Annotated in this window: 20 protein-coding genes; 4 read left to right on the top strand and 16 right to left on the bottom strand. The window is 60.4% G+C overall.

Annotated features, from left to right (window positions below; translation table 11 throughout):
• Positions 1-507: 507 nt before the first annotated feature.
• Together pgi and JO015_12955 are read left to right on the top strand one after the other, a co-directional pair.
• Positions 508-2,154 (top strand): glucose-6-phosphate isomerase, encoded by a 1,647-nt coding sequence (pgi, locus tag JO015_12960; protein ID MBW0000008.1) that lies wholly within the window; start codon positions 508-510, stop codon positions 2,152-2,154.
• Entirely contained in the window at positions 2,151-3,071 is a 921-nt protein-coding gene (locus JO015_12955; GenBank protein MBW0000007.1) for a DUF2090 domain-containing protein, read from the top strand. Before pgi ends, JO015_12955 begins: the two co-directional genes overlap by 4 nt.
• A 218-nt stretch (positions 3,072-3,289) precedes the next feature.
• Here the strand turns inward: JO015_12955 and JO015_12950 are convergent, their stop codons facing one another.
• From JO015_12950 to JO015_12920, 7 genes are all read right to left on the bottom strand, one after another.
• Positions 3,290-4,009: an ABC transporter ATP-binding protein gene (locus JO015_12950; GenBank protein MBW0000006.1), complete on the bottom strand. Its 720-nt coding sequence runs from the start codon at positions 4,007-4,009 to the stop codon at positions 3,290-3,292.
• Positions 4,010-4,012: 3 nt separating this feature from the next.
• Positions 4,013-4,789: an ABC transporter ATP-binding protein gene (locus tag JO015_12945; protein MBW0000005.1), complete on the bottom strand. Its 777-nt coding sequence runs from the start codon at positions 4,787-4,789 to the stop codon at positions 4,013-4,015.
• 3 nt (positions 4,790-4,792) lie between these two features.
• Positions 4,793-5,827, bottom strand: coding sequence for a branched-chain amino acid ABC transporter permease (locus tag JO015_12940; protein ID MBW0000004.1), 1,035 nt, complete (start codon positions 5,825-5,827; stop codon positions 4,793-4,795).
• Positions 5,828-5,840: 13 nt separating this feature from the next.
• Positions 5,841-6,701, bottom strand: coding sequence for a branched-chain amino acid ABC transporter permease (locus JO015_12935; GenBank protein MBW0000003.1), 861 nt, complete (start codon positions 6,699-6,701; stop codon positions 5,841-5,843).
• A gap of 70 nt (positions 6,702-6,771) precedes the next feature.
• A complete protein-coding gene (locus JO015_12930; GenBank protein MBW0000002.1) occupies positions 6,772-7,977 on the bottom strand; it encodes an ABC transporter substrate-binding protein in 1,206 nt (401 codons plus the stop codon).
• Between the two features lie 80 nt (positions 7,978-8,057).
• Positions 8,058-8,786, bottom strand: coding sequence for an aspartate/glutamate racemase family protein (locus JO015_12925; GenBank protein ID MBW0000001.1), 729 nt, complete (start codon positions 8,784-8,786; stop codon positions 8,058-8,060).
• 812 nt (positions 8,787-9,598) lie between these two features.
• On the bottom strand, positions 9,599-11,515 hold the full coding sequence (locus tag JO015_12920) for a phosphoenolpyruvate carboxykinase (GTP) (GenBank protein MBV9999999.1): 1,917 nt from the start codon (positions 11,513-11,515) through the stop codon (positions 9,599-9,601).
• A 366-nt stretch (positions 11,516-11,881) separates the two neighbouring features.
• Between JO015_12920 and JO015_12915 the strand changes: the two genes are divergently transcribed.
• Positions 11,882-13,705 (top strand): FAD-binding oxidoreductase, encoded by a 1,824-nt coding sequence (locus JO015_12915; GenBank protein MBV9999998.1) that lies wholly within the window; start codon positions 11,882-11,884, stop codon positions 13,703-13,705.
• A gap of 407 nt (positions 13,706-14,112) precedes the next feature.
• Here the strand turns inward: JO015_12915 and JO015_12910 are convergent, their stop codons facing one another.
• From JO015_12910 to JO015_12885, 6 genes are all read right to left on the bottom strand, one after another.
• Positions 14,113-14,499 (bottom strand): VOC family protein, encoded by a 387-nt coding sequence (locus JO015_12910; protein MBV9999997.1) that lies wholly within the window; start codon positions 14,497-14,499, stop codon positions 14,113-14,115.
• Positions 14,500-14,594: 95 nt separating this feature from the next.
• A complete protein-coding gene (locus JO015_12905) occupies positions 14,595-16,184 on the bottom strand; it encodes a DHA2 family efflux MFS transporter permease subunit (GenBank protein ID MBV9999996.1) in 1,590 nt (529 codons plus the stop codon).
• A gap of 48 nt (positions 16,185-16,232) precedes the next feature.
• Positions 16,233-17,453: an HlyD family secretion protein gene (locus tag JO015_12900; GenBank protein MBV9999995.1), complete on the bottom strand. Its 1,221-nt coding sequence runs from the start codon at positions 17,451-17,453 to the stop codon at positions 16,233-16,235.
• Between the two features lie 18 nt (positions 17,454-17,471).
• Complete coding sequence (locus tag JO015_12895) at positions 17,472-18,149, bottom strand: CerR family C-terminal domain-containing protein (protein MBV9999994.1); 678 nt, start codon at positions 18,147-18,149, stop codon at positions 17,472-17,474.
• A gap of 489 nt (positions 18,150-18,638) precedes the next feature.
• A complete protein-coding gene (locus tag JO015_12890; GenBank protein MBV9999993.1) occupies positions 18,639-18,869 on the bottom strand; it encodes a DUF3072 domain-containing protein in 231 nt (76 codons plus the stop codon).
• A gap of 229 nt (positions 18,870-19,098) precedes the next feature.
• The gene (locus tag JO015_12885; protein MBV9999992.1) at positions 19,099-19,977 is read right to left on the bottom strand and encodes an NAD(P)-dependent oxidoreductase; all 879 of its coding nucleotides are present in this window, start codon (positions 19,975-19,977) and stop codon (positions 19,099-19,101) included.
• Positions 19,978-20,317: 340 nt separating this feature from the next.
• Between JO015_12885 and JO015_12880 the strand changes: the two genes are divergently transcribed.
• Positions 20,318-20,461, top strand: coding sequence for a hypothetical protein (locus JO015_12880; GenBank protein ID MBV9999991.1), 144 nt, complete (start codon positions 20,318-20,320; stop codon positions 20,459-20,461).
• Positions 20,462-20,583: 122 nt separating this feature from the next.
• Here the strand turns inward: JO015_12880 and JO015_12875 are convergent, their stop codons facing one another.
• The 3 genes from JO015_12875 to JO015_12865 form a co-directional block, all read right to left on the bottom strand.
• Entirely contained in the window at positions 20,584-21,186 is a 603-nt protein-coding gene (locus JO015_12875) for a class I SAM-dependent methyltransferase (GenBank protein ID MBV9999990.1), read from the bottom strand.
• 8 nt (positions 21,187-21,194) lie between these two features.
• Entirely contained in the window at positions 21,195-24,395 is a 3,201-nt protein-coding gene (locus tag JO015_12870) for an amino acid adenylation domain-containing protein (protein MBV9999989.1), read from the bottom strand.
• A partial coding sequence (locus JO015_12865) for a hypothetical protein (protein MBV9999988.1) occupies positions 24,392-24,563 on the bottom strand: 172 nt, incomplete at its 5' end. The genes JO015_12865 and JO015_12870, both read right to left, overlap by 4 nt.

Raw genomic sequence — 24,563 nt, 5'->3', positions numbered from 1 at the left:
GTTGGGCCCGGACCGTTTATACAGTCTGATAGGTATAACGCTGGCAGGGCACCTGGGAAGACAGGCATAATTTCACGCCCGTGGCCGTCGAACCGGTATAAGACCCCCGGAAAGGCCGGAAGACTTCACATGATCGACTCGGGTCCCCACAGGACCCGCGCATCGTACCCACGGCAAAGGTGCCATTCTCGAAACGGACCGAAACCCGACGGCGGCCGGAACCATTAACCGGGCCCGCGTTTACGTCAGTGGTAACGAGTGGCCGCCGCTCGCCCGATGGCTCACTTGAAACTGCACCAGGAAAACCCGTTTCGCTTAAAACCTTTGACATTGCCCTTGTCCCAGGTTTCGGTACTTACTACTGCCAATACCCTTAATTGCGCTCGCCCCCGTCGTTGCGCGCCAGAGTCGCCGACCGCTACCGCGGCAACGAGCGTTGGCAGGCCTTGTACTTTGCGTAGAAGCTTATTCTAACCTGATCTAAAAGGGACACCAAAGGAATACAAAATGAGAGCAGATTCTCCATCACTCACCGCACGCCCGGCATGGAAGGCACTTGGATCTCACCACAAGAAAGTTCAGGAATTGTCTCTGCGGAAGCTCTTTGCCGATGACCCCCGACGCGGCGAGCGGATGACGATCGAAGAGGCGGGGCTCTACCTCGATTACTCAAAAAATCGCATTACCGACGAGACACTCGGGCTTCTGCTCCAACTGGCCGAGGAATGCGGCCTGCGCGCCCGGATCGACGCCATGTTCCGGGGTGAGAAGATCAACGTCACGGAAAACCGGGCCGTCTTGCACGTGGCCCTGCGCGCGCCGCGAGAGGCGTCGATTGTCGTGGATGGCGAGAACGTGGTGCCCCAAGTGCACGAGGTGCTCGATCGCATGGCTGAATTCTCCAATCGGGTTCGGAGCGGGGAGTGGAAGGGCCATACCGGTAAACGCATTCGCAGCGTCGTCAACATCGGCATTGGAGGCTCCGACCTCGGGCCCGTCATGGCCTATGAGGCGCTTAGGCATTACAGCGATCGCGCCCTGACGTTCCGATTTGTCTCCAATGTCGATGGCACGGATTTTGTGGAGGCAACCGGCGACCTCGACCCGGCAGAAACGCTTTTCATCATTTCCTCGAAAACGTTCACGACCCTGGAGACCATGACCAACGCCCACAGTGCGCGCGACTGGTCCCTCAAAGGGCTTGGGGGCGATCCCAAGGCCGTGGCCCGGCATTTCGTCGCCGTCTCGACCAATGCGGCGAAGGTCGCTGAGTTCGGTATCGACACGGCCAACATGTTCGGCTTTTGGGACTGGGTGGGCGGCCGCTACTCGATGGACTCCGCCATCGGCCTGTCGACGATGCTTGCCATCGGGCCGGAGAACTTTCGGGCGTTACTCGACGGCTTTCACCAGATGGATGAGCATTTCCGCACCGCGCCTTTCGAGCGCAACCTGCCGGTGCTCCTGGGCTTGCTGACCGTATGGTACACCGACTTCTTCAACGCCGAGACCGTGGCGGTCCTGCCTTATGAGCAATACCTCAAGCGCTTCCCGGCCTACCTGCAGCAGTTGACGATGGAGAGCAACGGTAAAAGCGTCACCCTTCAGGGTACAAGCGTGGACTGCCCGACCGGGCCGATTTATTGGGGCGAACCGGGCACCAACGGCCAGCACTCCTTCTACCAGTTGATTCACCAGGGAACGCGGCTGATCCCCTGCGACTTTATCGCCTTCGTCCACTCCCTTAACCCGCTGGGCCGCCATCACGACTTGCTGCTGGCCAACGTCTTTGCCCAGGCCGAAGCGCTGGCCTTTGGCAAGACGGCCGAGCAAGTAAAAGCCGAGAATACCCCGGACTGGCTGGTGCCCCACCGGGTCTTTGAGGGCAACCGGCCCTCAAACACCATCCTGGCCGAACGGCTCACGCCGGAAACCCTGGGCAAACTGGTGGCCCTTTACGAGCACAGCGTCTTCACCCAGGGGATCATCTGGGACATCAACTCCTTCGATCAATGGGGGGTGGAACTGGGCAAGGTGCTGGCCCAACGCATCGTTCCGGAACTTGAATCCCAAGGAGAAGCGGAGCTGGGTCACGATAGCTCGACCAACCACCTCATCCGCCGCTACCGCCGGCTGAAAGGCAAAACGTCATGACCCTCGGCTACGATCAGCCCCTGTACATCCAACCTTTCGACCATCGGGGCTCCTTCCAGACCAAGATGTTTGGCTGGAAGGGCACCCTGACGCCGGAGCAGACCGCGCAGATTGCCGACGCCAAGCAGGTCATCTATAACGGCTTCAAGGCCGCTATTGCCGAAGGCGTACCGAAGGAGAAGGCCGGCATTCTGGTCGACGAGCAGTTCGGCGCGGCCATCCTGCGGGACGCCGCCGCACACGGCTACGCAACTGCCTGTCCGGCCGAAAAGAGCGGCCAGGACGAGTTTGACTTTGAGTATGGTGAGGCGTTTGCCCAGCACATCGAGGCCTTCCACCCGACCTTCTGCAAGGTGCTGGTGCGGTACAACCCGGAGGGCGACCAAGCCCTGAACCAGCAGCAAGCCGCCCGTCTGCGGCGCCTGTCGGATTACCTGCACACGGAGGGCGGCAGCCGCTTCATGTTCGAGCTGCTGGTGCCGCCGGAAAAGGAGGAATTGGATGAGGTTCACGGGGATAAAGCTGCTTATGACCGGGAGATCCGGCCCCGGCTGATGGTCCGGACGATCCGGCAGCTTCAGGACGCGGGCGTGGAACCGGACGTCTGGAAGATCGAGGGCCTCGACCGCCAGGAAGATTGCGAGCAGGTGGTGGCCGCGGCGCGCCGTGATGGCCGGGACAAAGTGGGCTGTATTATCCTGGGCCGGGGCGAAAACGACGAAAAGGTTCATGAATGGCTAACGACCGCTGCCCAGGTGCCGGGCTTCATCGGATTTGCCGTCGGGCGCACCGTCTTTTGGGAGCCGCTGGTCGAGTGGCGGGAAAAGAAGACGCCGCGGGAAGCTGCCGTCGCCGAGATTGCCCGGCGCTACCGGCAGTTCGTGGATGTCTTTGATAAAGCGCGGGCCCGGCAGTGAGACCAGCCAAACGAAAGCCGGGAAGCCGGCCCCGCGGGCCGGGAGCGGCTCACCCAAGAAGGCCATCTGCAGGGTCGCAATGACCGGTTGACAGTGAACGCTTCGGAGGCTTGGACCTTCACCTCGTAATTCGCGAAATCCCGACGGGCAACGGCAAAGCTGCCGTACGAGCGCAACGCGGATGGCGTCCGCCCGAACTGGGGGCGTCCGCCGGATACTTACGATCGCGCCAGGCCAAGATAAAGCTTGCGAATGTGATCGTCATTGAGCAGATCGGCCGACTTGCCCGTCAGCGCGATCCGGCCGGTTTCCAGGGCGTAGGCGCGATTCGAGATTTTGAGGGCCATCCGAGAGTTCTGTTCGACGAGGATGACGCTGATTCCTTCCTCGCGATTGATCTCGACGATGGCCCGAGCGATGTCACGGACGACCATGGGCGCAAGCCCGAGCGAAGGTTCGTCCAGAAGAATCAGCTGCGGGCGGGCCATCAGGGCGCGACTGATGACAAGCATTTGTTGCTCGCCACCGGAGAGACTGCCGGCCTGTTGCCGCAGTCGCTCCTTCAGCCGCGGGAAACGGGCAAAACTCTTCTGCAGATCCTGCTCGATCCCTCCCTTGTCTTTGCGCAGATAGGCTCCCATCAGCAGGTTGTCCTTTACAGACATGAAGGGATAGACATGGCGTCCCTCCGGCACCATTGAAATGCCGAGCCCGACGATGGCAGCCGGATCGAGCTTGTCGATGCGCCGGCCATTGAACCAAATTTCCCCGGCTGTAGGCCTGGCCAGACCGGTAACGGCCCTGAGCGTCGACGTTTTGCCTGCGCCGTTGGCACCGATGAGCGCGACAATTTCACTTTTCTCCAAATTCAACGACACGTTATCAAGGGCCCGCACTTTGTCATAAAAGACACTGATATTCCGGAGCTCGAAATACATGGCTCAATGTCCTAATTCGTCGTCGGGCCGGCCTAAATAGGCTTCAATCACTGCATCGTTCCGCTGGATTTCGGCCGGCGCGCCTTCCGCGATTTTGAGGCCGAAATTCAGAACGATGATCTTGTCGCTGATCCGCATGACAGCCGACATATCGTGTTCCACGAGTACAACCGTCACGCCGCGGTCGCGAATGCCGCGCACCATTTCTACGGCTACATCCGTTTCTTCGAGATTCATGCCGGCGAAGGGTTCGTCGAGTAATAACAAGGCCGGTTCGGCCGCCATTGCAATTGCGATGCCGAGTGCGCGCAGATGGCCATGAGGAAGGTTGCGCGCCCGCAGGCGTTTTACGGCACCCAAACCCAAATAGTCCAGGATCTCTGTCGCACGTTCCCGGAACCTTACCTCGTCCGCACGCGCCTTCGGAGTTGCAAAATAAATGCCGAAGGCTGAAGCACTACAGCGCAGGTGGTGAGCGACGATGACGTTCTGCAAGGCCGTCATTTCTTTGAAGATCGTCGTCTCCTGAAACGTCCGCACCACGCCCCGTCGAGCAACTTCATGAGGCGGCAGGCCGGTGATCGTCTGTCCGCCGTATACCACTTTGCCGGAGGTCGGCGGCACGAAGGAACTTATCAACTTAAACAGCGTGCTCTTACCCGCTCCATTAGGTCCGATAACGGCCACGATTTCTCCCTTTTCAACCGAGAAGCTCACGTTATTGACGGCGATCAGACCGCCGTAACGCTTGGTTATTCCCTGAACCTCGAGGATGGGCATGGGCTATGCCTTGGAGTTTTGGCGTTCGCCAACGCGGCGCAGGCGGAGGCTCAAAATACCGTTTGGCAGGCAGAGCATGCAGAAGATCATCAGGGCGCCGTAGATGAGGGTCTGATAGTCCTGGATCGCGTGCAGAAGCTCGAAAGCGATCACGAGGAGGAATGCACCGACAACCGGGCCAAACAGGTAGTCCAGCCCACCAAGGAAGCAGTAGAGCAGGAAATTCACGGAATCCGCGACGGTATAGCTGGAGGGGTAAATGTTCTGCTGAGACGCGACAAAAAATGCACCCCCGATTCCGGCCATGAAACAACACAGGGAGAAGGCCATGACGCGATACTTCGCGACGTTAATGCCGATCGATGTCGCGAGATCTTCATTTTGCCGGAGAGATCGGAACACCCAGCCGAGCCGGCTGGTCGACAGTCGCCAGACGCCGATCAGCCCGAGCGCCAGCATTGCAGAGGCAAGGAAATAATAAGGCATGGGATCGGCACTACTGAACGGCGGCAAAACCGTCAGCCCGAGGACCCGTATGGCTCCGGGGGGAGGGACATTGACGATGCCGGTCGCGCCTTTCGTTACGTCGCCGCCGTTAAGCGCGAGCAGCCTGATGGCCTCCGTCAGGCTCAGCGTCGTCATTGCGAAATAGACGCCCTTGAGCCGGAGCATGGGCCAGCCGATCAGCGCGCCCAGGGCAGCCGAAACGAGACCCGATAGCGGCAGGCAGACCCAGAATGAAATCCCGTAGCGGGTGGCGAGGATGGCGGTCACGTAGCCGCCGACCAGAGCAAATGCACCCTGCGCCAGATTCATGCGCCCGATCGAGAAAGTGATCCACACGCCGAGACTGATAAACGACAAAACAGCGGCGTTGGTCAGCACCGTAATGAAGTAGGGCCATCTCCCGAGGATCACCGGCACTCCCACGAACAGCAGGAGGACAAAACCTGTAAACCGAATGATTCGTCGAGGGGTAAGAGCATCACCTGCTTCGCCGGCCGTTGTCTGGCCGCCATCGTCAGTCACCTGGTGCATCTGATCGTTTTGTTTACCCCCATGGCTTACCCATTAGTCCCTGCGGCCGGAACAGCAGGAAGACGATTAAACCGACAAAGATCAAAAGATAGGTGATCGACCCCGGCAGAAGCGCATAACCAATCGCTTCGGCAAATCCCAGCACTACCGCGCCGAGAATCGCTCCGGGCACGATACCGGCACCTCCGATCATAATCATGATGAAGGCCTTTATGGAGTATACGGTCCCGACGCCGGAGTTGATCCCGAAGACGGTTATGAGAAGACCACCGGCCAGACCGGCGAGCGCCGCGCCAAGGGCAAAACCGAGTGCAGCTACACGATCGACGTTAACGCCCATGAGGTAGGTTACCTCGCGATCCTGAGCCAGGGCGCGCAGGGCACGTCCCAGCTTTGTATATTGAACAAACAGGAGAAGGCCGATGATGAGGACGAGGGCAAGAACCATGACAAGCAGGCGGCCGGCCGGCAGAAAGGCGTCTCCGATCCTAAATACACCACTCACAACGGGAGGCACGCCCCGCTGCTTTTCTCCGAAGAAAGTAAGCGCGAGATTCTCCAGCAGCAGGGCCGTACCGACAGCAAGCAGCATGGCATTCTCTTCCCGGGTTGCCATCTTGCGCATTCGCCTGAAGAAGAAGGCCTCAAAACACCATCCTACCAGGCCGAGCACGACAACGACTGCAACGAGGCCGGCGAAATAGTTGACGCCGAAAAGGCCATAAAAGTAATAGACGACGAACCCACCGATCATGAACATCTGCCCATGCGCAAAGTTCAGAATGTTCATGATGCTGAAAATCAAGGTGATTCCCAGCGCGATCAGGGCGTAATTGACGGCCAGTACGACGCCATTGAGCAGCACTTGTTGCAGAATCGTGTCCTCCGTTTCGAATCTCGAATCGCCGCAAAGGGGGTTGCCGGGACGGGCCGGCGAAACCCGATCACTCGACGCTGCCGACAAACAGGGTCTGGAACTTACCGCCTTTGACTTCGTTGACTACCATGGGGACTCCGATCTGCCGGGCTTGTGAAAAGTAAGCCGTACCCACATATTTCAGCGGCTTATCCTCTTTGAGGAACGGGTTTTTCATGCTGAAACTGTCCATTGCCCTCTTAAATAGGTCGACGTTATTGATCGCCTCGGGCCCCGCCGTTCGGAGGGTTTGCAGGATTATCTCCAGGGCGTAGACCTTAGTCCCGGCCTCGTCATTCCATTCCCCCGCGACTTTCGTGTAACGCGCTGCAAACTTTTCCATCTCCGGACTACGGATTTCAGGTGTGCTGGCGCCTCCGACGGAGATGAAGCCTTCGGCGGCCGGCCCCGCGACTTCGTTCAGAATCTTGATATCCTGGGCGGTCTCCGTCGAGAGAATCCCCTTGAAGCCGAGTTCACGGGCGCTTTTGAGCAAGAGTGGCGCATCAGCCGGTGCAACACCGGAGAGGACGATGAGGTCGGCGCCGTTGCTCACGACGCGCGACATCACCGGAAAGAAGTCGGTGGTGCCCGGCTCGTAGGTGTCGTTGGAAGATTTGATTTGCAGACCGAGTTTCTTGGCAGCCTGGACGCCTTCATCCCGCTGATTGAGCGGGTCCGACTCGTTGCGGGCAATAAAGCTCACTGATTTTACGCCCTTTTTCTCCATCAGGTATTTATAAATAATCGGCCCGGCCTGGTAAGACGCGATCATTCCCAGGACTGCGTTGCCATGCGGGGGTGAATAAAGGGACTTTTGGAAAGCATACGGGAAGTAGATGGCGCCCGAAGCTTCGGCAACAGGCTGGACGCTCGTAGCCGTCGTGTCGACATTCGGCCCGATGATGTAGTGGATACCGTCCTGCTTGGTCAGACGTTCGCAGCCGGACACGGCTAACTTGGGATCATTTTTGTCGTCGACTGCAACGACGTCGATCTTGTACTTCTTGCCTCCGATTTCAAACCCGCCCTGCTCGTTGTATAATTGGGCTGAAGTTTGGGCGCAATATTTGTTGACGAGGCCCCACGAAGCAGCGGGCCCACTCATCACACCGAGTACGCCGATCTTCAGAACGTCCTCGGCGAGAAGCGAACCGGAAAATAACACCGATCCAAGCGCTACGAGCACAATTCCGTTCAGGAACTGGCGGCGATGAAATTGAATTATCTTCATTGTATAACGCAGTTAAGTTCAAATCGATAAGGAAGAAAGGCGCCCAGGTCAAAACTATAGCTTCCGAAGCGGCAGCCGGGCTACGTGGGGCTCATGCCGGCGAGCAAACCGAGATACTTCTTCGGCAGAGGTGAGGCGTAATCACCACGCTTGCTCGTGGATAGGCCCAGGGCCACCAGTGATTCGACGAATTTCACAGCGGCAGTGACGCCGTCGACGACCGGGGCGCCGATTTCGGAGCTGATGGTCTCGCACAGGTCCACCATTCCGGCACAGCCGAGCACGATCGCTCCAGCCCCATCCTCAATCAAAGCCCGTCTGCACTCTTCGATCAAGAGAGGTGCTACCTTTGCATCCGATAGATCAAGCACCGGAATTTCCACCGCCCTCACGTTGCGGCAGAATCGTTTCATCCCGTAAATTTCGGCAAGGTGCCAGGCCATCCCGCAGGTTCGAGCCAGCGTCGTGACAACGCTGAATCCCGGGGCGACCACGCTGGCAAAATGCATCGCCGCCTCCGCTATTCCAACTACGGGACCACGGGCAAGTTCGCGCGCCGCGAACAAGCCGGGATCCCCAAAACATGCGATCACGTAGCCGTCGAATTGTTCAGCCTCCCCCCGGCGAATTTCCGCAAGCAAACCCGGCACCGCCAGCGCCTCATCGTAGTAGCCTTCGATCGAAGGCGGGCCGAAGTCCGGACTGACCGCGACGGTGTCCGTTCCCGGCGCCGCGAACCGCCGGGCGTACAGCCCGATCCTTTCGGTCATGCTGCTGCTGGTGTTAGGATTGATTATTTTGATGCGCATGATGAGGGCTCCAGCCCGGAGACGATATCTATCAAGATCGGCTTCGCAAAAGCAAGCCCACCACCGGAGTGGGCGTCTTGCGGCAAAGCGTCGGGACCCTTATGGAGGGGCGCAGGAAACCGGAAGAAACCTTGGGGTGACCTGAGGCCGGAACGATTTGTGCACCGCCCAGCCTGTGCCGGGGGGAGATTTTTGTTCGGCATTCAGAAATCCTTCAAGATCGGGAGACAAGACATTCTGTTTCAGGTTCCGAGGCACGTTTCATCGCGGGTCTTTTGGCCCATAGCGAACACGCCGATCTCGCCGTAGCATCGTGGCGGTAACTCCAAAGAAAGGAGTAAACCTTTTATGGTCATTCGAAAAAGCACCACCCACGTTTACTATCCCCTGCCGCCCAACGGGTCGCACCTGCTGTACGGCAGTGGAAGAATCCGACACGTTCGCGGCTTCCTTGTGGTGCACCCGAAATCCCCCACGGAAAGTTCGGCAGTGTCCCGTCCGTCGTCTCGCGGCGGCGCGATTTAGCCGCCCGAGCATGCCGTCGTCCCGGCGGGCGGCGGTTGCTTTGGCATCGCGATCCTGGATTGAAGCGTTTTGCAGGGGTATGCAAGCCATTACCAGCAAACAATCGTTCAAAAGACTTTTGCGTACCGGGAGCGCACGCGAGGGCGCGTGCGCTCCCCCGGAAGAGGAGCAGCCACCAGGGCTAGACCGATACAGGCTTTAGCGCGCCGTTGCGCCGTAACCGGAGGGCTTGAATTCTCGGATCAAGCGCGGGTGCGGTTTCGTCCCCGGCAGTGCGTCGACGGCGCTTACAGCCGGCAGATCAAGAGTTCGCGCTCGTAAACCATCTCCTTGGGCAAATGATCGTGGAGGTCAAGGAATAGTTCCTCATGCCCGATCACTTCCTGGCGCCAGGCAGCGCGGTCCACGCGCTGAAGTTCCTCAAAGCGTTCTTTGGAGAAGTCCAGGCCTGTCCAGTCGATGTCCTCGTAGCGCGGCTGCCAGCCGAGCGGCGTTTCCTTCGCCACGCTGCGGCCGCGCGCGCGGTCCACTATCCATTTGAGCACACGCATGTTTTCCCCAAAGCCGGGCCAGAGGAATTTACCGCCGGCGTCCTTGCGAAACCAGTTCACATGAAAGAGGCGGGGCGTCTCGCTGAGGGAGCGCTGCATGCTGATCCAGGTACGGAAATAATCTCCCATGTGATAGCCGCAGAAGGGAAGCATCGCCATCGGATCGCGGCGCACCTTGCCGACGGTCCCGGCGGCGGCGGCGGTCATCTCGGAGCCCATGGTCGCGCCGATATAGACGCCTGCACTCCAGTTGAAGGCTTGGTAAATGAGCGGCATGGTGGTGGCGCGACGGCCGCCGAAAATGATGGCGCTGATGGGCACGCCGGCTGGGTCTTCCCAGGCAGGGTCAATGGTGGGGCATTGCGCGGCGGGTGCCGTAAAACGGGCGTTGGGATGCGCGGCTTTTGCGCCGGTTTGCCGGCCGATTTCCGGCGTCCACTTTTGGCCCTGCCAGTCGAGGCACTCGGCAGGCGGTGTGTCGGTCATGCCCTCCCACCAGACGCCCCCTTCGGGTGTGAGAGCGACGTTGGTGAAAATGGCATTTTTCGCCAAGGTGGCCATGGCATTCGGGTTGGTTTTGGCCGAGGTACCGGGAGCGACCCCGAAAAAGCCGGCCTCGGGGTTGATGGCCCGCAGGCGACCCTCGGCGTCCGGCCGCAGCCAAGCGATGTCGTCGCCGACGGTCCAGATTTTCCAGCCGTCCTCTTGGAAATGAGCCGGCGGGATAAGCATGGCGAAGTTGGTCTTGCCGCAAGCGCTTGGGAAAGCCGCCGCCACGTAGGTTTTCTCACCCCGCGGGTCTTCGACGCCCAAAATGAGCATGTGTTCGGCCATCCAGCCTTCGTCGCGGGCGATGTTGGAAGCGATGCGCAGGGCGAAACATTTCTTGCCGAGCAGGGCGTTTCCGCCGTAGCCGGAGCCGTAGCTCCAGATTTCGCGCGTCTCGGGAAAGTGCACGATGTATTTGTCGGCGTTACACGGCCAGGGGACGTCTTTCTCACCGCGTTTAAGCGGCGCACCCACCGAATGGACGCAAGGCACAACGCGTTTGGTACTGGCGTCGATTTCCTTGAAAACGGGCAGGCCCACGCGCGCCATGATTCGCATATTGACAACGGCATAGGGCGAGTCGGTGAGCTGCACGCCGATCTGCGCCATGGGCGAGTCGAGGGGTCCCATGCTGAACGGCAGCACATACATGGTGCGCCCGCGCATGCAGCCGGCAAAGAGCTGCTTGAGCTTGTGGCGCATTTCATAGGGGTTCACCCAGTTGTTGGTCGGCCCCGCGCTATCCTTTGAGAGCGAGCAGATGAAGGTGCGGTCCTCGACGCGCGCGACGTCGCCGGGATCGGATTTCGCGTAGTAGCAGCCCGGCCAAAGTTCCTGGTTGAGCTTGATGAAAGTGCCGCCTGCGATCAATTGCGCGCAGAGCGCCTCGTATTCGGCCTCCGAGCCGTCCACCCAGTGAATCGACTGCGGATGCGTGAGAGCGGCGATCTTTTCGACCCACCTGAGAAGGTGTTTGTTTTTGGTCAGCGGACGAGAGGAGGAATAGGTGGAAACGGCGGATGGCTCCGAAGGGGTGTCCGATTCCACGGCGGGAGCGGTCGGAGACGTTTTCGTGCGGGCTCGAGGAGGTGGTATGGAGCGCATGGGAGGATGCAATGGTTTCGGTTTCTGTGCTGACAATATTGCACCGCAACCTGAAGCGAAGCTGAAAGAAACCCAAAAAAAATTTTACGTTGGATTCACGTCGACCAAAGGTATGGGCACGACGGTGTTTTGCGCCTGAAGTCCACGATCTGTCCGAACGGCAAGCCGTCCCGCCGGATTCGCACGACCCAGGGCTGAGCGAAGGACCCAAACCGCGCATGTCGCCGACCAGGTGGCGGCGTTTATGGCCGCCCGATGGTTTGCGCCGGCAGACCTGGTGGTGGTAAGCTGCGACGGCATGGGGCGCGTACCCCATTTATCTCAGAGAAACAAGCGAGCATGGACCAGCCAGCGAAAAGAAGCCGGATGACCCGCAGGCGTCTGCTGCAGATGGTCACGGCGATTCCCTTCCTGACGCACATTGGACGGTGGATGTCGGGCCCGTTGCAGGCAGAGACGGTCACCCGTACCGCGTCACGCGCCCGTCCGGCTGACCCCGAGTGGCCCTCCGAAGCTGGTTGGAACCGTCTTAACCAGGAAGTCCGGGGCCGCCTTTTGAAGGTTCGGTCGCCGCTGGCGGCTTGCCTGGAGGCCCCGCCGGGCTCCAACTGCGCCCAACTTTTCAAGGAACTGAGGAATCCCTACTACCTCGGCGACGAGGTTGGGCTGACGCAAACCCTCGGCTGGGTCGGCGGCTGGACATCCCGACCGAGCGCTTACGCGGTGGCCGCCGAAACCGCCGATGACGTGGTGGCGGCTGTCAATTTCGCCCGCGAGAACCGGTTGCGCCTCGTCGTGAAAGGCGGCGGTCATAGTTATCAGGGCACCTCCAATGCCGCGGATTCCTTGCTGATCTGGACCCGGAGGATGCACGGCGTCACTTTGCACGATGCCTTCGTGGGAACCGGGTGCGCCGGGCAATATCCACCGGAGGAGGCCGTAACAGTCGGCGCGGGGGCGGTGTGGGGGCACGTTTACGAGGCCGTAACCACCAAGGGGGGACGCTACGTGCAGGGTGGCGGCTGCATGACCGTCGGCGTCGCGGGCCTGGTCCAGGGCGGCGGTTTCGGCAGCTTCTCGAAAGCCTACGGGATGGCGGCGGCCAGCCTGTTGGAAGCTGAGGTTGTTACCGCCGATGGCGTCGTTAGGATCGCCAACGCCTGCACGAATCCGGACCTGTTCTGGGGCCTGAAGGGCGGCGGCGGCAGCCTGGGCGTGGTGACTCGACTGACGCTGCGGACGCATCGTCTGCCGGAGTTTTTCGGCGCGGTCTTCACCACCATCCAGGCGACCTCTGAAAGCGCGTTCCGCCGTCTGGTCGGCAAGGCCTTGGAATTTTATCACGAAGCGCTGTTCAACCCCCACTGGGGCGAACAAATGGCCTTCCGGCCCGACAACGCGCTCATGATTTTGATGGTGTTCCAAGGGCTTAACCAGCAGCAGGCCAAGGCCGTCTGGCAGCCGTTCTTTGAGTGGGTGGCAGACGCCCCACAGGATTTCCGCATCGCGTCAGGGCCGTTGATCCCCGCGGGGCCGGCCCAGCACTTTTGGGATCCCGCATTTCTAAGAAAACTTCCCGGACTGGTGCTTGCCGATGACCGTCCCGGCGCGCCCGAAGCCAACGTATTCTGGGCGAGCAACCTGCAGGAGGCGGGCCAGGTTCTGCACGGCTACCAATCCGCCTGGATTCCTGCCGCCCTTCTCCAAGCGGATCAGCAGGCGCACCTTGCCGAAGCCGTGTTCGCGGCCTCCCGGCATTGGCGCGTGTCCTTACACTTCAACAAGGGCCTTGCGGGCGCCCCACCCGAAGTCGTCGCTGCCGCGAAAGACACGGCGATGAACCCCGCCGTTCTAGACGCCTTTGCCCTGATGATCAGCGGCGCTGAGGGACCGCCGGCGTATCCCGGCATCCCAGGTCACGAACCGGACCTGCCGACCGCCCGCCGTCAGGCCGAGGCGATCGATCGAGCCATGAACGAAGTACGCAAGGTGCTTGCGAACCCCGGCTCCTATGTGGCAGAGAGCAATTTCTTCGACGACGGATGGCAGCAATCCTTTTGGGGTTCGAATTACGCCAGGCTACTCGCGGTCAAGGATAAATATGATCCGGACGGCCTCTTCGTCGTGCATCACGGGGTAGGCAGCGAACGCTGGAGCGATGATGGTTTCACGAGATTAACCGACCCTTAGCGGGACATTTTGGCATTCTTATACCAGCCGCGTACCAGCCGTGTTTTGCCGCGGCGTCGTGTGACTGGTCCCGTTCTCACTTAAGCCGGCCCTGAGCATCCCGCCATTCCCACCTAATACCATTCAGAGAGTTATCTGGGTAGAATGTCGGCTCAGGGGATGTCGGCGCCGGCGGATGCTCCGTACTTGGTTGAACCGGTCTTAGGTCCAACGGGCCGGGAGACCGTCTTACGGCCCATTGGGCCTAGACCGTTTATACGGTCTGATAGGTGTAACGCCGGCAGGGCACCCGGAAAGACGATAAGATTTTACCTCCATGGCCGTCAAAACGGTATCATACGGTCCTGAAGGCGCGGAGGTTTTCGAACCGGGCCGTTGATGTTTTGAGGCTGCCACAACAGTAAGATCTAAAGTTTGAGAACGCGGTGGCAGCATTCTAACCGATTGCCCCCCGGATCCTCAAAGAAAACCGCATAATAGGTGGGGGATTCCCATGCGGGGCCTTCCACGTGGCGGGCACCTGCGCGACTGGCCACCTCGGCCAAGCGATCGACTTCCGCCGGGTTTTCCGCCCAGAAGGCGATGCGGTTTGCATTGGGCACATGCCCAGCCGACTCCGTTACTCCGAAAAATGCTTCCGGTCGGCCATCCGATGCCGGGGCTTCGTACTGCAGCCAGCCGGGAATTCGCATCTGCCGCGTAAAACCCAACGCCGGCAGCAGCAGTTCATAAAACTCGCGGACGGCCGTCAGGCTGCCCACCCGCAAATCGATGTGGTCGTAATGGCGCGGCATAAGGGTTTTATGTTTTCGACGATTCCGAGCTTCTGCTTGGTTCTACAGGCGGTACAAACCTTCCGAGCCAGCATTTAACAGGCAAGCAAATCCCTTTAATGCGCGTCAGCCGGTTGATTGGGGGATTTGAAACCTTTGATGGCCACCGCCAGAAGCAGTCCGGCACAGGCCGGTAGGATCAAACCGGCAAAACAGTCGAAATAAGAGAGAAGCGACGCCTGCTGAGTAAGCACGCCGTAGAGCTGACCCTCCGCCCGCTTGGCTGCCTCAAGGACGGAGTACCCGGCGTGAACGAAGGCGCTGGTGGCCTGCTGAAGCCAATCGCGATAAGTCGAACGGTCGGCAGTCAGGTGTTGCGCGAGAATGCTTTGGTGAAACTGGGCGCGTTGCGCCAGGACGGTGTTGGCAAACGTGATGCCGAAGCTGGCGCCTTCGTTGCGAAACAAGTTCGTCAGGCTGCTCGCCTTATTATTCTTCTCCGCCGGCAGATAGGAATAGGCAACTTGCGTGATGGGGACGATCAGAAAACCCAGCCCAAAGCCTTGCAGCATGCGCGCGCGTGCGAAGACCCAGTAGTCCGCCTGCAGGGTAAGATGATTCAGGCGCCACACCGCTATCGCCAAAAAGAGGAACCCGGTAAAAATGAGTCGTTTCGCCCCGACGATCGGAATAAGGCGCACGATAAACGGTGCCATGGCCACAATGACGAGGGCGCCGGGCGTGAGGGCCATTCCCGCCGTGGTGGCGTCGTACCGGTCGAGCAGTTGCAGCAGCTGAGGCATCAGCACGGTGGTACTGAACAGGATAAATCCGAACAGGAAGAAGAGCGCACAAGCGAGGGCGAAATTCCGGTTTGCCAGCAGCGATAGATCAACGACCGGATCCTGGTGGTGAAACTCCCAAAGGATCGCAGCGATTAATGCAATCACGCTGATTACCGTGAACGCGGTGATGAACGGGCTGCCGAACCAGTCATCCTCCTGACCTTTGTCGAGGACCACCTCCAGGCAGCCAAGACCAACGGCGATCAGCAAAATCCCCACATAATCGATCCGCGTCCGGCCCGAGTGGCTAACCCGCCGGCGCTCCTCGGTGAACGCAGGTGGGTCGGTTACTAACTGGCTGGTCAGGAAGAGCGATAGAAGGCCGACGGGGAGGTTGATAAAAAAGATCCAGCGCCAGGTGGAATTATCGGTGATCCACCCGCCCAGGGTTGGTCCGAGGGCCGGCGCCAACACGATCGCCATGCTGTAAAGGCCAAAGGCCGCGGCGCGTTTGGCGGGCGGAAAGGCGTCCACCAGCATCGCCTGTTCCGAAGGGGCGAGGCCGCCTCCGGCCACGCCCTGCAACACCCGAAAGAAGATTAACAGCCCGAGGTTCGGGGCCACCCCGCACAAAAACGAACTGAGCGTGAAAAGGGCCACACAAGCCATGTAATAGTTCTTCCGGCCGAACGCGCGGCTCAGCCAGGCGCTCAGCGGCAGGACCACCGCATTAGCCACCAAGTAACTGGTCAGCACCCAGGTGGCTTCGTCGAGGCTGGTTCCAAGGCCCCCGGCGATGTGCGGCAACGCGACGTTGGCAATGCTGGTGTCCAGCAGTTCCATGAAAGTGGCAAGAGTCAGCGTCAGGCCGATCCACCACGGATTGATGGTGCGCCCGCTTGGCGTGATCGTGTGGCTCATACCATTTGCCGTCCGGCTTAGTCTCGGTTTCGGAAGATCAGCCCCAACTTATGGTTCAGCGGCCGCCGCGGCAGGGTCCGCTGCGCCGAGGACGGCCGGCGGAAGCGGGTCGGCGCGACGGCTGCGCTCTGCAACGACGTCACGAACGTTGACCCTGGGTTCCACCGACTCGCCGGCCCAGAGCCGCGCGAGCTGCGCTGGGGGCTCATCGAACACAATCTTAACCGGCACCCGCTGGACGACTTTAACGAAATTACCAGTGGCATTTTCCGGCGGCAACAAAGTGAACCGGCCGCCGGTGCCCACCTGAAAGCTCTCGACGTGCGCCTTGAAAGCGCGGCCGGGAATCGCATCAACCCGCACCGAGACGGGCTGGCCGGCGTTCATACCCTTTAGCTGGGTCTCTTTGAAGTTGGCGATTACCCAAACCTCAGGCAGAACGAGCGAAAAAAGGGTTTGCCCCGGTTGAACGTAGTTACCGGGTTCAACGCTCTTCTTCGTCACCCGGCCGCTAAAAGGAGCGAAGATTTTGGCGTATGACAATTGCAGCTGCGCCTGCTGCCGTTGTGCTTCCGCCTGTTGTATCTCCGAAGCAGCCGTGGCGTACTGCGCGGCCGCCAGCCGGAGTTGCGCCTCTTGCGAACCCACTTTCTTCGTTGCGGACGCCACGTTGGCGTCCGCGCTTTTGGCTTGGGCGACCGAGGCATCATATTCGCGCCGGTCGATCACCCGCGTCTGATAAAGTTTCTCGTTCCGCTTGAGATCGGCCTCGGCGTTATCCGCCGTTGCCTGGGCGCCCTCGAGGTCCGCTCTTGCCTGGCCGAGGCCAGCTTGAGCCACCTGCCGTTGAGCCTCCGCTTCGGTCAGCTTGCTCTGAGCCGAGGCAAGGCTGGCGGCGGCGCTGGCGAGGTTGACTTCGTAGTCGCGCGGGTCCAGTTCGATCAACAGATCGCCCCGCTTGACTTCATAGTTATCGTCAACATGGACTGCTCTGACGTGCGCCGAAATTTTAGGGCTGACTTGGATGACGTGCGTTTCGATGGTAGCATCGTCGGTCGTTTCATAACCGGCATTGCCAAGGTACCAGTAAGCGGCACCGGCCAAGCCAAGCGCGCCAATGGCGCACAGCACGGCACGACGGCGAGCGGACCGCTTCGGTTTTCGAGGAGCCGCATTGGAAGGACCGGCGATCTGGCCGCCCACCGCAGGCCGATTGCCGTCCGCGGCTTTGAAGCCGGTACGTGGGGTAGCAACGGAGGAGGCACTCATGAGGCAGAGCGGGTTAAGTCAAGGTTGACGGGTGGCGCGCGCCTGACGGGTCAGTTCCGTGATGGCGGCCAGCGAAAAGCGGGTGATGTGCTCGGCAATCTCGGCGATTTCGGCCTTGCCGACGCTAAAATCGGGATTCAGGCGCTCGATGATGGGCCGGGACTGGAGAAAATAGAGACATTGACCCATGACGCTTGAGCCGATGTAGCTGAGTTGGCGTTGGTTGAAACATCCGCCGGTAAGTTCGTGAAGGACCGGCCTGAGAAATTCATCTCGCAGCGGCCGGATATTCTTCTCCACCAGTTCGTCCAGCGCCGTGGTCGGGTTAGCCATCTCGCGGGCCATCAGACGCCGTTTCCATCCCGGCTGAGCCGGATCGAGCAAGAATTCGAGAAAGTGGCAGATTAGGCTGCGGAGCCGGTCCTCCGGTGACCCGCCAGCCTCAGCCATGACCTCGCGAAACGCCGCTCTCGCCAGGCAGGCATCCACGACCACGCGAGCGTAAAGTTCAGCCTTATCGCGGAAGTGGTAATTGACCGCGGCAATGTTGACCCCGGCCCTTTCGGTGATGGCGCGAATGGTGGCGCCCTCGAAGCCTTGCTCGGCGAAGACCTCGCCGGCCGCGCTCAGGATCTTGGCGCGCGTCGTGTCCTCACGACGTTCAGGGGCGTTACCTTTAGCTGCGTGAACCACCATGCCCCAGATTAAAACGACCGTTTTAAAAGGTCAAGTAAATCCCTTGTTTGATATAAACGTTTAAGGGGCCGTTCCTTTTCGTGTTCGTGCATCCGAGGGTCCGGACGGCCCGGCAGGCGCGATAGCGCCCGCGTTGGCCACCTCATGCGTGAGACCGGGCCAGACCGGCATGCAGCCAAGGGTGGTACTGCCGATTCCGCGTAGAAGGTTGTGCGGAATCTGGTTCATTTCCCGCGACCTCCGGGCGTTTTCGCCGGCGGCAAGCAAAGGCGCCGGTTAGAATCCCAGGGCCGGAACGCGGGCGTCTCACCGGGCGAGGACGCGACAATCTTTTATACTCCCGTTGCCAAACCTGAAAGCTGATCGGGAGTGTGCTGGAGCGAAAGCTCAACGCCAGGTTAGATTTGTCAGTATTCTAACTGGCGCAAGCACTTTGAAACCTCACCTTCCGCTACACGGAGCGGATCCCCGACTCACTATCTTTCACCGCTACTCGGACTTCGATCCTCGCCCGGTCTTTTGCTGCAGTTCCTCAATCTTCTTTGAGGCTTCGCCTTTCGTAAGATTTTCGTCGAGGTCTTCACCGGCTTCCGTAGCCAACGTATGCAGGTAAGAACGTTGAGCCCCGGTACTGGGTTCATCTTTGGTAACCCAATCGTCCGGATCTTTCCGTGCGTTGGAAGGCAGGTTTTCTCCTTGGGATTTATTCTTTGCAGCCATACTCGTTTTATGTCCAGTGCGCCTCGTGGTGAGCGCGCTGGCCAAGGATAGTGTTCACATGAACATTATTCAACCGCTTTTAATAATTGCGTTTAACAAGGCATTGGTCGCCGGCAAGGCGGCGCCTGAACGCCTGAACGCCTGAACGCCTGAACGCATGAACAAGCACGAACTGCCGCGTCCGGCCCTTCTTGCCTGGCCAGGTTCATGGGCTCAGGCCGCACGTGGTTCATCCTGCTGCCCGGTTCTGAACGGTCGCTTCGCTCCGCCAGCTGTACTGCGGTTCGTAGCCCAACACACGCCGGGCTTTCTCGATGGACTGGAGCGTCTCGTTCGGCCCGACCTCTTTGCTCAGCGGCACTCCAGGGTAGGCGGCGGCGATCAATTCCGCATTGGGCCTGCTCATGACGGTGTCGGCGTTGGCGATGAGGAACGCCTGAAATCCTTTGAGCGGCGCCTCCAGGGCTTTGCGGATCGCCTGAGCGGCGTCGCGCACATCGATGTACGCCCACAGGTTCCACTTGCGCAGATTCGGATCGGCATCGAACCCCGCAAACTTCGCGTAGTCGTCCGGTTCCATAACGTTAGAGAAGCGTAACCCCACAATTTTCAGCTCCGGGTCCCACCGGCAGAATTGTTTGGCCATCTCCTCGCCCAACAGCTTCGACAGCGAGTACGCGGTTTCCGGGCGGGCGGGGTACTCTTCATCCAGCGGGATGTACGGCGGCGGCGCCTCGAAGGGAAGGCCCAGCAGCGTTTCGCTGGACGCCCACACCACGTTTTTGATGTTCAGCTTGCGCGCGCCTTCAAAGACGTTGTAAGTGCTTAGCGTGTTAACCCTGAAGGTCACGGCATTCGGGTATGCCGAGGGCCTCGGGATGGCAGCCAAGTGCACTATAGCGTCCACGTGGCGGTAGAGTTCATCCACACCCGACAGCGCATCGATGGTCTGGCCATAGTCGGCGAGGTCAACTTGCGTGAACCGGGCGCGTTCTTCCGCCGGCGGCAGGGCATCAAGGTTGAACACTTCGTAGCCGTGGTGCAGGAGTTCTGCAACGCATGCCCGGCCCACTTTACCACTACCGCCCGTCACAATGACACGTGCCATATGTTTCTATTCGTAAATCCATTCCCAACGGTTTTCACCCTTGCACAAAAAGCGTTGCGGCGATCCAGCTTACTCGGCGCCTTGCCGCCCCGGGGCGATCGGCTCATTGTAATGCTCTCGGCCCGATCAGCCGGTTCGATAGTCCAACCGGCGCATTCAAGACTGGCCCCGGCAGGAGTGGATCAAAGCAACCTTTTGGGCCAAGGACCCTGACCAGCCGTCGTGGACAGTTTGGAAGACTGGCTGGCAAGCCGAAGCGACTCTGGTGGACGACTTAAGGCAGATAGCCGACAATACGGGATCAGGCTGGGGATTCGGGATTGGTGATTCGACGCGAGTGATGCATAAGCTGATTGATCCACCAAATCCGGCCTACACCCTCAGGATCACGCCGGCGACGGTGCAAACGGCAACTCTCAAACAGGCAGGCCTGGAACAAGTCGAATACGCAAAAACGTTACGTGGCCAGTGCGTTGTCGTGTGATTCGACCGGAATATCCCGGCCAAGGGGTCGGCTTCATCCCAGTTAGCAACCACGATGTCTCCCGGCGCGCCCGGAAGTGTGATCGTCACCATACTGCCGCAGGCACGATAGGCTCGGGCGCGTCAGCCGGCTGTGAAATAGCATTGAATGAATGCGTGACCTGAGCTCGCCACGGTATAAGCAGTTTGTGGGTAGGCGGTGTAGTGCCGGCGTTCGATGATGGCGCGCTCAAAAAAGGGCATGAAGAGGAAGTACGGCTGCGTCGTGAAGCACGGCACGAATACACCGCCGGGCCGGATAAGCGCTACCATCAAAGGAACCACCGCGTTCCAAAAGGCTGGATCGTTACGCGTTTCGGCCGGCAAATACGGGTCGAAGAAGAGGCCGTCAACGCTGCCTTGGGGCAACGCCGGCAGCATGGCGAAGAAGTCGCCCTGGATGATCTGGAGGGACGCGGGCAGAGCGGGGGTTCGGGCGAGAAAATGGTCGATGACCGGCTGGTACAGCTCGATGACGGTATGGCGCCGGGTGGTCGGCTGACTGGCGATGTGCAGCGCCGAGAGCCCGAGACCCAAGCCCACCTCCATAAACTCGGAGCCGTAGCGGCAGAGGATATCACCGCTTCGACGCATGAGGTCCGCCTCCCAGCCCTGCATCGCCTGCCCGCCATCGATCAGAAGGGTCGTTTCGCCGGCGCTTTCCACGAACTCGATGCTGGCGTCCATGCCGATCCTCAACTCCGGTCAAGGTACAGCAACCGGCGTAACGGCTCGTCGAGCACCAGCGTGCCGTCCACCCCGATCCGGGCACGGTAACGATCACGAGGAGCACGTGAGATGGTCTGGGCGGCGGGCGCGCTTGGCGGTGCCTTCGTGAGTGCAACCGCGAGACTCGCAACCGTCGGCGCGTCAAAAATCGCACCAACGGAAAGTTCAACGCCAAGGATAGACCGGATTCGCGAGACTGCCTGTGTGGCCAACAGCGAATGGCCACCCAACTCGAAAAAATCGTCGTACACACCGACGCGCTCGCGACCGAGTAATCCCGACCATATCCCGGCGATGGTGTGCTCTGAAGGCGTCCGCGGGGCTGCGTAGTTCGAATCATCATAGGTCGGCACCGGCAGGGCGTGCCTGTCGATCTTGCCGTTAGCGGTCATGGGCAATGCGTCCAGGATCTCGAATCTAACCGGCACCATATAACCGGGCAGCCGAGCCCGCAGGTGCGCGCGGAGGGAATCGATTCCTTCGAGTGGAGACGAGAGTACGACGTAGGCGACCAGGCGATCGCCACGTGCAGCGACCACCGCAGCGCGCACGCTCGGGTGAGCTTGCAGGTGGCTTTCGATCTCGCCCAGTTCGATTCGAAATCCGCGGAGCTTGACCTGCTGATCGAACCGGCCAAGAAAGTCCAGGGTGCCGTCGCGACGACGGCGCACCCGATCACCGGTGCGGTACATCCGTTGTCCGTCGCACGACGCAAAACGCTCGGCAGTGAGTTCCGGGGAGTTGAGGTAGCCGCGGGCAAGTCCGGCGCCACCTAGCCACAATTCGCCCGGCACCCCAACCGGCAGCGGTTGGCCGTACTGATCGACGACTACCGCCCGGACGTTGTCGATGGGGTTGCCGATGGGTGGCGGTGCTCCGGCCGTGCCCGGCTCAACTCTACACGCGGTGGCCACCACGGTAGTCTCGGTGGGTCCATAGTGGTTAGCCAGTTCGAATGACAACCCGGCGGGAGGTGAGCGATGGAGAAGGTCCCCGCCGGTCAACATAAAGCGTAATGCCAGGTGCGGCGGCATCGGCTCGGCAAGTACTGCTTCGGCGAGCGGGGTGGGCAGAAAACCCATCGTGATTCGTTCGGCGGCCAGCCATTGAAGGAGATCGGCGGGGGATCGGGCAGCGATGGGCGGCACATGGACGCTCGCACCGACGGCAAGGTACGGCCAGAGCTCCCATACTGATGCATCAAAGGCGGGACTTGCGATCAGGGTGGCCCGGTCCTGCGCCGTTACCTGGTACTCGCGAACGTGCCAGGCGATGAGGTTAGAGAGCGAGGCGTGCTCCACCAGAACGCCTTTGGGGGTGCCGGTGGAACCCGAGGTATAAATTACGTAAGCGAGCGTGCCTGGGGCCACGGGCAGTGCGGGAGGGTGCGGCCGGGGTGGACCGAACTCATGAGGATCATTGAAGACGAGCAGGGGCTGGGCGTCGGACAGGATCTGGCGGCGCCGCATCGAGGGAGAATCGGGGTCCAATGGGAGGTAAGCGGCCCCGGCCTTCCAAATCCCGAGCAGGGCAGCAACCAGGTCCGGTCCGCGAGGCAGAGACACCGCGATCAGTGCATCCGGACCCGCACCACGGGCGAGGAGTTGGTGGGCGATGCCGTTAGCGGCATAGATCAAGCTGCGGTAGGTCGCCCTGCCGACCGCGGGTGCATCGGGGGCACGGGCAGCTTGCGCTTCGATTGACTCAACGACACGCTCCGGCGGGATCGGCCTTGCGGTGGCATTAAACGTCGCCAACTGCCGCTGTTCATCTGGCGTCAGCATCTGTATCCGGCTCAGCGGCCCATCCGGATCATCGGCCAGTTTCTCCAACATCAGTACCAGGTGCCGGGCAAGGCGCTCCACTGAGGGCTGGTCGAACAAGTCGCTGCTGTATTCGATGTCACCTTTCAGTTCTGCGCCGGCGCCCCTTAAATGCACCACCAAATCGAACGGTGACGTACCCGTGTTAACGTGCAGACGGCCGGCATCGCCCCTGGCCTCATCGGATGATGAGTCGATGAGGTGCAGGACGACTTGATGCAGAGGGTTACGGCTCAGGTCACGTTCGGGCTGGAGGTCTTCGACGAGTTTCTCGAACGGCAGATCCTGGTGAGCGTACGCCCGCATGGCACGATCGCGAGTCCTGGTAAGCAGTTCCCTGAAATGGGGGTCATTACGAAGGTCACACCGCAAGACGATGGTGTTGATAAAAAATCCGATCAGCGCCTCAGTTTCGCTGCGGGTTCGACCGGCAACGGGGAACCCGATGACGACTTCATCCTGCCCGCTATAACGGCTCAGCAGCGCCGAAAAACCGGCCAGCAGGGCCATGAAGAGGGTGGCGCCCTGCTCCCGGGCCAGCCGCCGTAGTTTCACCACTACACCCGCCGGGATCTGCACCGGGATCGTCCCGCCGCGGAAGGTCGGCACCGGGGGGCGCGGCCGGTCAGTGACCAGGTTCAGCACCGGTGCACCCGCCAGCTCGGCCCGCCAGAAATCCAACAATTCCGACAAGCGGGATCCGGACAGCTCCATGCGTTGCTGCGCCGCATAATCCCTGTACTGGATGGCCAAAGGAGGAAAGGCCACCGGAATCCCGCGCACGCGCCCGGCGTACAAGGCCGATAATTCCCTTAGGAAGATGCCCATTGACCAGCCATCGGTAACGATATGATGCACGCACGCCACCACCTTTCCCGTATCGGTGGCCACGCTGGCACGCACCAACGGTCCACGCTCCAGGTCGAACGGCCGGCGAATGAATTCAAGGGTGGGAACATTCACCTCGACCGTTACCGCCGCGTGTGCATTTACCCGTTGGAAAGGTTCCCCGTCCACCGCTTCAAACGTCGTCCGCAAGGTCTCGTGACGCGCGACGACTGCGTCGACCGCTGCCTGCAATGCGGTCACGTCCACCGGTACCGTGAGCGTCAGGGTGCTGACGGTATTGTACACCGAACTCGTCGGATCCAACTGCGCCATGAACCACAACCGTTGCTGACCGAAGGAGGTAACCGCCAGCCCATCCCGGACCGGAGGCGAGGTCACCCCGCTCCCGCGCTGGCGCTCACGCAGCAACCGCTCCACGGCAGCGCGCCGTGCCGGGGAAAGCGCCTGCAGCCGATGGGCGAGGAAACGGGTATTATCGTCAGAAGGTGCGCTCATGGGGATTCTTGGCTGAGGTAAGCGGCGAGGGCATGGATGGTGGGCCGGCGGAACAGTTCCAGGATGGGGATGTCGCGGTTGAGGCGCTTGGCCAGGCGCGCCTGCACCCGCACCAGCAGCAGCGACTGGCCCCCCAGGTCAAAGAAGTTGTCGTGCACCCCCACCTCA

Source organism: Verrucomicrobiota bacterium, from assembly GCA_019247695.1.
Classification (GTDB): domain Bacteria; phylum Verrucomicrobiota; class Verrucomicrobiia; order Chthoniobacterales; family JAFAMB01; genus JAFBAP01.
The sequence above is the reverse complement of the archived record's forward strand: the minus strand, read 5'-3'. Positions and strand labels throughout refer to the sequence as shown.